Origin of the sequence: Dietzia sp. HMSC21D01 (genome assembly GCF_001815995.1) — a bacterium.
GTDB lineage: Bacteria > Actinomycetota > Actinomycetes > Mycobacteriales > Mycobacteriaceae > Dietzia > Dietzia cinnamea.
On record NZ_KV823943.1, the window covers coordinates 1 to 10,277 of the forward strand.

At 72.6% G+C, this 10,277-nt stretch carries 9 protein-coding genes and 1 pseudogene; 5 read left to right on the plus strand and 5 right to left on the minus strand.

Features of this window, described 5'->3' with window-relative positions:
- Both HMPREF3086_RS18975 and dxs read left to right on the plus strand, forming a co-directional pair.
- A pseudogene (locus HMPREF3086_RS18975) lies at nt 1-680 on the plus strand (class I SAM-dependent RNA methyltransferase); the annotation flags it as partial.
- A 118-nt stretch (nt 681-798) separates the two neighbouring features.
- A complete protein-coding gene (gene dxs / locus HMPREF3086_RS10125; RefSeq protein ID WP_061227707.1) occupies nt 799-2,676 on the plus strand; it encodes a 1-deoxy-D-xylulose-5-phosphate synthase in 1,878 nt (625 codons plus the stop codon).
- Between the two features lie 24 nt (nt 2,677-2,700).
- Here dxs and HMPREF3086_RS10130 read toward each other — a convergent pair whose 3' ends face one another.
- Nucleotides 2,701-3,939, minus strand: a complete 1,239-nt coding sequence (locus HMPREF3086_RS10130) for an HRDC domain-containing protein (RefSeq protein ID WP_061227706.1) — start codon at nt 3,937-3,939, stop codon at nt 2,701-2,703.
- Nucleotides 3,936-4,523 carry a DUF3000 domain-containing protein gene (locus HMPREF3086_RS10135; protein ID WP_007627671.1) on the minus strand — a complete coding sequence of 196 codons (588 nt, stop codon included), beginning with the start codon at nt 4,521-4,523 and terminating at the stop codon, nt 3,936-3,938. The genes HMPREF3086_RS10130 and HMPREF3086_RS10135 overlap by 4 nt, the downstream gene beginning before the upstream one ends.
- Nucleotides 4,524-4,629: 106 nt before the next feature.
- Here HMPREF3086_RS10135 and hemE point away from each other — a divergent pair, with 106 nt between their 5' ends.
- From hemE to hemQ, 3 genes are read left to right on the plus strand one after another with little or no spacing between them, the layout of a single operon-like run.
- Nucleotides 4,630-5,763 carry a uroporphyrinogen decarboxylase gene (hemE, locus tag HMPREF3086_RS10140; protein WP_061227705.1) on the plus strand — a complete coding sequence of 378 codons (1,134 nt, stop codon included), beginning with the start codon at nt 4,630-4,632 and terminating at the stop codon, nt 5,761-5,763.
- Complete coding sequence (hemG, locus tag HMPREF3086_RS10145) at nt 5,760-7,151, plus strand: protoporphyrinogen oxidase (RefSeq protein WP_070721656.1); 1,392 nt, start codon at nt 5,760-5,762, stop codon at nt 7,149-7,151. Before hemE ends, hemG begins: the two co-directional genes overlap by 4 nt.
- A 3-nt stretch (nt 7,152-7,154) precedes the next feature.
- Nucleotides 7,155-7,850, plus strand: coding sequence for a hydrogen peroxide-dependent heme synthase (hemQ, locus tag HMPREF3086_RS10150; protein WP_061915572.1), 696 nt, complete (start codon nt 7,155-7,157; stop codon nt 7,848-7,850).
- Between the two features lie 79 nt (nt 7,851-7,929).
- Here the strand turns inward: hemQ and msrB are convergent, their stop codons facing one another.
- From msrB to HMPREF3086_RS10165, 3 genes are all read right to left on the minus strand, one after another.
- Entirely contained in the window at nt 7,930-8,364 is a 435-nt protein-coding gene (msrB, locus tag HMPREF3086_RS10155; protein WP_061227702.1) for a peptide-methionine (R)-S-oxide reductase MsrB, read from the minus strand.
- A 9-nt stretch (nt 8,365-8,373) separates the two neighbouring features.
- Nucleotides 8,374-9,570, minus strand: coding sequence for a glycosyltransferase family 87 protein (locus tag HMPREF3086_RS10160; RefSeq protein WP_232303085.1), 1,197 nt, complete (start codon nt 9,568-9,570; stop codon nt 8,374-8,376).
- A 53-nt stretch (nt 9,571-9,623) separates the two neighbouring features.
- Nucleotides 9,624-10,277, minus strand: a 654-nt coding sequence (locus tag HMPREF3086_RS10165; protein ID WP_210401859.1) for an alpha/beta hydrolase, incomplete at its 5' end; no start/stop codon positions are given.

A 10,277-nucleotide genomic window follows, 5' to 3' on the forward strand; every position in this document is an offset into this window, starting at 1 on the left:
GGGCCCGGGCGCGGCGCTCCCGGGCGGCGGACTGGGAGTTCGTCACCGGCGGACCCGACGTCGTGCGGCGCGTGGGGGAGCGGGAGTGGCGGTTGCCCCCCGAGGCCTTCTGGCAGGCCCACCGCAGCGCGGCGACCCACTACGCGTCGGCGGTCCGCACGGCCGTGGCGCAGGCCCCGGGACTTCCGGACGAGCCCGTCGTCTGGGACCTCTACGGGGGCGCCGGACTGTTCGCCGCGGCCGTGCGGGAGGCCGTTCCGGGCGCGGACGTGACGGTGGTGGAGTCGTCCTCGGCCTCGCTGGGGGCGGTGTCGACCACCTCCGGATCCGGCGACCCGGACACGGCGTCCGCGGCCGGCCCGGGAGTGCACACGGTGCGCTCGAGGGTCGAGACGTTCCTCGAAGACCACGCGTTGGACGCCGACGCCCGCCGGGCGCCCGACGTCGTCGTGCTCGACCCGCCGCGCGGGGGCGCCGGCATCCCCGTCATGCAGCGCCTGGCGGAGGTGGCCCGGTCACGGATCGTCCACGTCGGTTGCGACGCCGCGAGTCTGGCCCGGGACGTCGGCGCGCTCGTCGCGGCCGGGTGGACGCTGACGGACCTGCGTGGCGTCGCTGCGTTCCCCGGTACCCACCATGTCGAGGGGATCGCGGTGCTGGATGCCCCGGTCGCGCGCTGAACCGCCACGGCGGTCGGCGGCCGACCGACCGACCGCGGGCGAGCCGGCGGGCCCTCAGCCCGTAGACTGGCGATTCGACCCATCGGGGTGTCGGACAGGGAAGGGGCAGTCGACAGCAATGAGCGTGCTCGATCAGGTGAACGGCCCCTCGGACCTCAGGGGGCTCGGACCCGACGAGTTGGGCCGGTTGTGCGGCGAGATCCGCGAGTTCCTCATCCGCAAGGTCGCTGCCACGGGCGGGCACCTCGGACCCAACCTGGGCGTCGTCGAGCTGACGGTCGCCCTGCACCGCGTGTTCGACTCGCCGCGCGACCCCATCGTCTTCGATACCGGGCACCAGTCATACGTGCACAAGATGCTCACCGGGCGCCGGGATTGCTTCGACGGCCTGCGCACCCGCGGGGGCCTCTCCGGCTACCCGTGCCGGGCGGAGAGCGAGCACGACATCGTCGAGTCCTCGCACGCCACCGCGTCGCTGTCGTACGCGGACGGGCTCGCCAAGGCCTTCGCGCTGCGTGGCGAGCGCGACCGGACCGTCGTCACCGTGATCGGGGACGGGGCGATGACCGGTGGCATGGCGTGGGAGGCCCTCAACAACATCGCGGCCGCGAAGGACCGGCCCATGGTGATCGTCGTCAACGACAACGGGCGATCGTATTCACCGACGATTGGCGGTCTCGCCGAGCGGCTGGGTGCCCTGCGTCTGCAGCCCGCGTACGAGAAGGCGATGGACCGGACGAAGAGCGCCCTGACCGCCCGCAAGGATGTCGTCGGCAAAGCGGTCTACTCGGTACTGCACGGCATCAAGGCCGGCGTCAAGGACGTCGTGTCTCCCCAGGAGCTGTTCGCCGACCTCGGCCTCAAGTACATGGGTCCGGTCGACGGGCACAACCTCGCCGCCACCGAGGCGGCACTCCGACTCGCCAAGGACTTCGGGGGCCCGGTGGTGGTCCACGTGGTCACCCGCAAGGGCATGGGCTACGTCCACGCGGAGAACAACGAGGCCGATCAGATGCACGCCACCGGGGTGATCGACCCCGAGACCGGCAAGCCGCTGTCGACCTCGTCGTCCGTCGACTGGACCTCGGTGTTCTCCGAGGAGCTCTGCGCGATCGGCACAGAGCGTGACGACGTCGTGGCGATCACCGCCGCGATGGCGGGGCCCACCGGGCTCGCGGCGTTCGGCGAGCGGTTCCCCGATCGGATGTTCGACGTCGGTATCGCCGAGCAGCACGCGGTTGCCTCCGCGTCCGGGCTGGCCCTGGGCGGGATGCATCCCGTGGTGGCCGTCTACTCGACCTTCCTCAACCGGGCCTTCGACCAGCTCCTCATGGACGTCGCCCTCCTCCGTCAGCCCGTGACCCTGGTGCTGGACCGTTCGGGCGTGACCGGCCCCGACGGCGCCAGCCACAACGGGATGTGGGACCTGTCGCTCACCGGCATCGTCCCCGGCGTGCGGGTGGCCGCGCCGCGCGATGCGCTCACCCTGCGCCAGGAGCTCCGCGAGGCCGTGGCCGTCGACGACGGCCCCACTGTCGTGCGCTTCCCCAAGGGCTCCGTGGGCGAGCCCGTGCCGGCCCTGGCCACCTCCGAGGACGGCGTGGACCGCGTTCACGGCCCGGGTGATGCCGAGGTGCTGGTGGTGGCCGTGGGCCCCATGGTCGCTCCGGCCGTGGCCGCGGCCCGCGCGCTCGAGGCCGAGGGGATCTCCGTGGACGTGGTCGACCCGAGGTGGGTCTACCCCGTGCCGGCGTCGATCGTCGAGTCCGCCCGCGGCCGCCGCCTGGTGGTGACGGTCGAGGACAACGGACTCCACGGCGGAGTCGGGTCCGCGGTCTCGGCCCGCCTGGACGGTGCCGCGGTGCAGTGCGACCGTATCGCACTGGGCATCCCGCAGGAGTTCCTCGACCACGGCTCCCGCGCAGAGATCCTCTCCGAGGCCGGCCTGACCGCGGAGGGGATCGCCGAGAGCATCAGGGCCCGCCTGGCACTGTGACCGCGGCCCGGCCGACCAGGCGGGTCAGCTCTCCGCCCGGAACCGGCGCACCGCCTCGAGCAGGGGGCCGGTCGTCAACTCGATCTGCCACTCGCGTGCTTCTTCCTCACGCAGAACCTCATGGAGCAGTTCGGCGTCGTCGGCGGGAGTGGTGGTTGCCGCACGCCAGACCCACAGCCGCAGTGTCGAAGGCTTGAGGAGCAGCCCCTGGTCGATGCCCAGGTCGTCGGCGAGAGCGGCGATCGCCTCCCGCGCGACGTCCAGGAGCGCGGCGGCCTCTGGCTCGTTGCGCTTCCAGGACGCGTGCGGGGGATGCTCGGCGGGCGGCCCCTGACGTGACGGCAGGTCCTCGCGGCCGAGCCCGTCGGCCCATTCCAGTGCGGCCAGCCATTCGCCGACCAGGCGTCTGCGTTGCGGGCCGTCGAAACCGTCGATCGCCAGTAGCGCGGACCGGCTGGTCGGGCCTACCCGTGCGGCCTCGATGACGGCGGCGTCGGCCAGCAATCGCTTGGGGGCGATGTCCCGCTCGGCGGCCACGCGGTCGCGGGCCATCCACAGCTCCCGCGCGCGGGCCAGCTGGCGGGCGTCGCGCAGACTCGACAGGCGCGTCAGACGTCGCCAGGGGTCGGCGGCGGCCGGGGCCGGGACCGAGTCGACGAGGTGCCGACACTCCGCCTCGAACCACTCACGGCGGCCCAGGGCGTCGAGTCGGGGCAGCACCTCGTCCGCCAGTTCGTGGAGTAACAGCACGTCGTAGGCCGCGTAGTCGAGCCACGCGGCGGGCAGCGGCCGGCGGGACCAGTCCGCGGCCGAGTGCGCCTTGGCCAGCCCGATCCCGAGGTGCTCGGAGATCATGGCGGCGAGGTTGACCCTCTCGATCCCGAGGAACCGGCCGGCGAGCTCGGTGTCCACCAGCGACGTGGGATGGATGCCGAGCTCGCGGAGGGACGGCAGGTCCTGGCTCGCGGCGTGGAACAGCAGCGGCCGCTCCGAGAGGACGGTGGCGAGCGGTCCGACGGTCCGGCCCGGGGTCTCCGGGTCCACGAGCAGGGCGGGCTCGCCGGGGACGCGGAGCTGGAGGAGGAACGCGCGCTCGGAGTAGCGGATCCCGGAGGCGCGTTCGACGTCCACCGCGATCGGCTCGGACGACGCGTCCAGGGCGTCGACGACCGCACCGATTCCGGAGAGGTCGTCGATGAACTCGTACTCGGCAGGGGGAGGCGCCGCCCCGGGCGGGGTCTCGCCGCGGCGGCGCCCGCTCACGCCCGTCCGTGCAGGGACGTGACCCCGACGGGCGGCAGGCCGGCGGCCTGCGCCAGGGTCTTGCAGAACGCCGACGCGTGGCCGGTGAGGTCCGGCTCGAGGGCCGTCCACGACGCGCGCAGCTCCAGCTGATGGGCCTGCGGGGGGCCGGCGATGTCGCCGTAGCGGACGGAGGCCGTGCTGGTGACGGTCCCGCCGAGGGCCGTGTACGGTCCGGCCTCCTCGTCGAGCGCCTCGGTCAGCCAGCTCCACGCCACCTGCGGCAGGAGCGGATCACCCGCCAACGAGGCCTCCATGTCCGCCTGGATGTACGCGACCAACCGCAGGGTGCCGTTCCACGCGTCGTCGCCTGACGGGTCGTGCAGCAGGATGAGCCGGCCGAACGCGTCGCCGTCGGAGAATTCCGGCACGTCGTCGCCCCGGGGCGGGAGGATCTCCACACCGAGGGCGTGACTGTAGGGCGCCAGTCGCTGCGGCGGGCGGATCGGGCCGACCGAGATCTCGGGGCGGACCTCGAGCCGCGACAGCGACTCGACCGCCGCCCGGAAGACCTCGGGCTCGCCGTCATTGACCGATGTGCTCACAGGTCGTCACGCTAGCGACCACCGCCACGGGCGTGGAAGAGGCGCGCCGTCACCTGGCCGGGTGGGCAGACCGGCCCCGGCGGTCACTTCATGGGACGATGGAGGCGTGTTGAACTCTGATGCGTCCTCGTCCCCCCTTCCCGGCGGCGCCCCCGGCGCCGGAACCACCGAGCGGGTGGCCGTGGCCCCGGGCCGTCGCGCCGGGACCGGCCCCTACCTCGACGAGGTGACGGGCAGGGGCGGGTCGCACACGCCGGTGTGGTTCATGCGCCAGGCGGGACGGTCCCTGCCCGAGTACAAGGAGGTCCGGGGCGGCTCGACCATGCTCGAGGCGTGCTTCGACCCGGAGATGACCTGCGAGATCACGCTGCAGCCGGTGCGCCGTCACGGCGTGGACGCGGCGATCTTCTTCTCCGACATCGTCATCCCCCTGGCCGCGGCCGGCGTGGACATCGACATCGTCCCGGGGACCGGTCCCGTGGTGGCCGAGCCGATCCGCGACGAGTCCGACGTGGCCGCGCTGCCCGAGCTCACCCCGGACCGACTGGAGGCCATCGAGGAGGCGGTCCGGCTCATCACCGCGGAGCTCGACCCGGCCGTGGCCCTCATCGGCTTCGCGGGCGCGCCCTTCACCCTGGCCTCCTATCTCATCGAGGGCGGCCCCAGCCGCAACCACGAGCACACCAAGTCGCTCATGTACTCCCGCCCCGAGGTGTGGAACGCGCTGATGGGCAAGCTCGCCGACCTCACGACCGTGTTCCTCCGCGCGCAGATCGGGGCGGGCGTCGACGCGATCCAGCTCTTCGACTCGTGGGCCGGGGCGCTGACCGAGCGGGACTACCGCTCTCTGGTCCTGCCGCATTCCACGCGCATCTTCTCCGACGAGGTCATCTCCTCGGTACCGCGCACGCACTTCGGCGTGGGCACCGGCGAGCTGCTCGGCGCCATGAGTGAAGCCGGCCCAGAGGTGGTGGGCGTGGACTGGCGCATCCCACTCGACGACGCCGCCGCCCGGGTGCCCGGCAAGGTCCTGCAGGGCAACCTCGACCCGGCGATGCTCTTCGCCGACCGCTCGGCCCTGGACGGCGAAGTCCGGCGCATCCTCGAGGAGGGGCGCCGCGCCCGCGAGGCCGGCTCCGCCGGGCACGTCTTCAACCTCGGCCACGGGGTCCTGCCCGCGACCGACGCGGGTGCCGTGACCCACGTGGTGGAGCTCGTCCACGAACTCTCCGGCAAGTGACGGAGACGTCGCCGCGGGTCGTCGTGGTGGGGGGCGGCCTCAGCGGACTGACGGCCGCCTACCAGCTCTCCCTGGAGCTCCCCGACGCCCACGTGACCGTCCTCGAGGCGTCGGCGTCACCCGGGGGAGCGCTGCACACGGTCGACTTCCCGTCGGGGCCCATGGAGCTCGGTGCGGAGGCGTTCATCGCCCGCCGCCCCGAGGCCTCACAGCTCGTCGTCGAACTCGGCCTCACCGACTCGCTGCGCCACCCGGGCCCGCTCGGGCCGGCCATCCTCACCGGCGGGCGCGCGGTCCCCATGCCGCGCGGGACCCTCATGGGTCTGCCGTCGGACGTCGACGCCCTGTCGGAGGTGCTCGGCCCCGCCGAGCGGGAAGTCGCCGCGCGCGAGGCGGATCTGCCGCTCGCGTGGGAGCCTGGCTCGGACGTGTCCCTGGGCGCCCTGGTCGCCGAGCGGTTCGGCCCCGCGGTCGTCGCCCGGCTCGTCGATCCCATGCTCGGCGGGGTGTACGCCGCCCCCAGCAGCGGGCTCGGCCTGCGCCAGGTCGTGCCCGGGCTCGCCGAGGCGCTCGATCGCGGCGCACCTAGCCTCACCGCCGCCGCCCGCCAGCTCACCGGCACCCGCACGCCCGGCCCGGTGTTCGCCACTCTCGACGGCGGCTATCGCGTCCTCGTCGACGCACTCGCCGCCGCCTCCGGCGCCCTGATCCGCACGGGCGCGAGGTGCACCTCCCTGCGTCGCGAGGGCAACGGATACACGCTGGCGGTCGCCGGCGACCGCGGGTCGTGGACCGAGAACGCGGACCTCGTCGTCGTCGCCGTCCCTGTTCGCCACGCCGCGCCGCTTCTCACCGCCGCCGGCGGCCTCGACGCCGGGGAACAGGCGCTGTCCGGGATCCGCACGGCCTCCTCGGCCGTCGTCGCGCTCGAGGTCGACCGCTCGACGAACCTCCCCGAGCGGTCCGGAATCCTCGTCGCAACCGACGAACCGGTGCCGTTCAAGGCCATGACCTTCACGAGCCACAAGTGGCCCCACCTCGACACCCGCCCCGGTCACCTGGTGCGGGTGTCGTTCGGGCGACTCGACGACGACGAGGTGCTCGCCTCCGACGACGCCGCCCTCACCCGGATGGCCGGGTCCGCGCTGGGGGGACTGTGCGGCTCGGTGCCGACGATCCTGCACTCGCGGGTGCGCCGCTGGACGGACGCACTCGCCGAGATCGGCCCCGGTCACGACGCCCGGATCGCCGGGGTACGGGCCGAGCTGGCCGAGCGGCTACCCGGCGTGGAGCTCGTCGGCGGGGCGACCGAGGGCGTAGGGGTACCCGCCTGTATCGGGTCGGCACGGGCCGCGGCCCGTCGGCTGGCCGCGAAGTGGCAGGATTGAGCCATGGCACGCCTCGACTACAAGAAGCTCAACTCCACCCTGCGCTACCTCATGTTCTCGGTCTTCACCGTGACGCCCGGGCAGCTCGGAGACGACCGGGACGCGGTCGCCGCGGATCTCGAGACCTTCCTCGCCCGCTACGAGGGCACGGACGTCGTGGTGCGCGGACTGTACGACGTCTCCGGCCTGCGCGCCGAGGCCGACTTCATGTTCTGGACCCACGCCGAACACATCGAGGACCTGCAGCGGTTCTACAACGACTTCCGACGCACCACCCTGCTCGGCCGGGCCAGCACGGCGTTCTGGTCCAACACCGCCCTGCACCGGCCCGCCGAATTCAACAAGAGCCACATCCCCGCGTTCCTCGCCGAGGAGGAACCGGGAGCGTACATCTCCGTGTACCCGTTCGTGCGTTCCTACGAGTGGTACCTGCTGCCCGACGAAGAGCGGCGCCAGATCCTCGCCGAGCACGGTCGCGCCGCCCGCGAGTATCCGGACGTCCGCGCGAACACCGTGCCCGCGTTCTCGCTGGGTGACTACGAGTGGATCCTCGCCTTCGAGGCGCCGCAGCTCGACCGCATCGTCGATCTCATGCGGATCATGCGCTCGACCGAGGCCCGTCGCCACGTGCGCGAGGAGATCCCGTTCTTCACCGGGCCGCGCGTCACGGCCGCGCAGCTCACCGCGTCCCTGCCGTAGGGTCCACGCTCACCCGACAGAGCGCGGAAAAGGGGCCGGCCGGAACTGATCCGGTCGGCCCCTTTCGCGCGTGTCGCGCTCAGCCCTCGGCGGGCTCGAGCGTCAGGCTCACCGAATTGATGCAGTATCGCAGGTCGGTGGGCGTGCCGTAGCCCTCGCCGGCGAACACGTGTCCCAGGTGACCGTGGCAGTTGGCGCAGATGACCTCGGTGCGGGTCATGCCGAGCGAGGTGTCCTCGCGCTCGATGACCGCGTCGCCGGCCAGCGGAGTGAAGAACGAGGGCCAGCCGCAGTTCGACTCGAACTTGGCGTCGCTGCGGAACAGCTCCGCACCGCAGCCGCGGCAACGGTAGACGCCCTCGGTCTTGGTGTCGTTGTACTCGCCCGTGAAGGGCCGCTCGGTCCCGGCCTGCCGCAGGACCTGGTACTCCGCCGGGGTGAGGCGGCGGCGCCACTCGGCGTCGTCGAGGGTGAAGTCGGGCTGGGGGGTGTGGCTGTCGGTGGGCTTGCTCATGCCCGCAGGTTACGCCGCCGCGGCAGCCGGTGCGATCCGCTCGTGGCGGCTGGGGTCCGAGCGGCGCCACAGGAGCACCACCAGGACGGTGGCCAACAGCAGCAGCCAGCCGAGGGTCGGGTGCGCGAACTCGAGCAGCCGCCCGTAGTACGGCCAGCGTGTCGACTCCCAGAAGTCGAGTGTGAAGAACCCGTAGGCGGCGAGCCACGCCGGCCAGGTGCGCACCAGGGACCTGTCGAGCACCACCGTGAGCATGATGGGGATGAGCATCATGGAGTAGTACATCTGGCCGAGGGTGGAGACGAGGAACACACCGGTGAGGACGACGCCGGAGGTGGTGGCGAGCCACAGCACCTCGTGGTTGTGGCGGTACTCGAGCAGCAGCCACACCGCCAGCAGCGTCGCGGCCACCACGAGGATCCGCGCGACCAGGATGAGCGGCTCCGGGACCCCGTAGTACAGACCGAGCCCCGCGAGCGAGCTGTTGTAGTAGTCACGCACCTCGCCCATGTAGGCCAGTGTGGTGTCGAGGTAGCTGCGGGCGTCGACGGTCAGCGCCCAGCCGGCGGCCATGGCCACGGCGGGGATCGCGGCGGCCGTGACGAACGGTTGCCACTGCCTGCGGATGAGCGGCAGCACGAGTAGAGGCGCCAGCATCGGTTTGATCGCGAGCGACAGGCCGATGGCCACGCCGGCCCACCACAGGCGCCGGCGGTGCAGGAGGTACAGGAACGCGACCTGGCAGAGGAAGATCACGCCGTTGACGTTCGTGAACACCAGCGTGTTGGTCACGGCCTCCGTGCAGAACGCGGCCAGCAGGATCGCGGGGGCGGCGAACGACCGGACGTCCAGGTCGAACAGCCGCATCAGCAGCCACAGCGCGGCGATGATCGCGGCGGTGTTGAGGCCGATGAACAGCCAGCGGGCGAGCGTGTAGTTGTCGATCATCCCGAACGGGGCCAGCATCAACGTCCCGCTGGGGGCGTAGAGGTAGTGCGGCTGGACGGTCAGCAGGTTCTCGGCGTACACCGGCTCGCCGGCGAGGAACCGCCTGGTGGCGGCGTAGACCGTGCCGAAATCGTTGGTGATCGAGCCGTTGACGGCCCGGATCAGGACACGGTGGATGACGGTCATGATCGCCAACGGCCACAACACGTGGGCAAGGACGCGGGGCACGGTCATCGTGTTTCGGGTGGGCAACGGCACGTCAGGCAGGGTACCGCCTGGCCCTCCGGGGTCGGGCGAGGCGCTCCGGTCGGTCAGGACGGGCAGGCGGCGGAGTCCTCGGCGGTGTCGGGGTCGGCCAGGAATCCGGTCACCGCGGTTCGGGCGCACCCGGAGTGCAGGATCACCCGCGACCCGGGCGCGCCCCAGGTGAGCGTGCGGACGTCGGTGGCGCCGGCGGCGGTGAGCGCGGCGACGGACGGTTCGACGGCGGCGGCGCCGGCGACGGGGTCGGCGATCCCGCCCAGGAGCAGGACCGGGACGTCGGCGGGCACGCTGACCGGGGCCTGCCCGGGGACGGGCCAGGTGGAGCATGCGGACAGCTGCGCGGCGAGGATCTCCCCGAACGGCGGGGTCCCGGCCCACTCGGTGCTCAGTTCGTCGACGCGGTTGACCGGCACGCGGCGTGACAGGTCGGAGCACCCGGCCACGTACGGCAGGGAGGTCCCGGACAGTTCTGTGGCGCGGTCGCGGACGCTGTCGGGGGTCTCGTCGGGCGCCGCGCTCACGAGGTCGCCGAGGATCACGTCGCCCGGGGACGGGGCGCCGGCGGAGGCGCCGGACAGGTCGGCCAGCGCGGAGCGGACGACGTCGGACAGCAGGGCTGCGGCCACGGTCGCGCCGGGGTCGCGGGCGCGGTCGAGGGCCCGGGCGATCGCGTCGACCTTCTGGTCGGCGTCGCCGGGTCC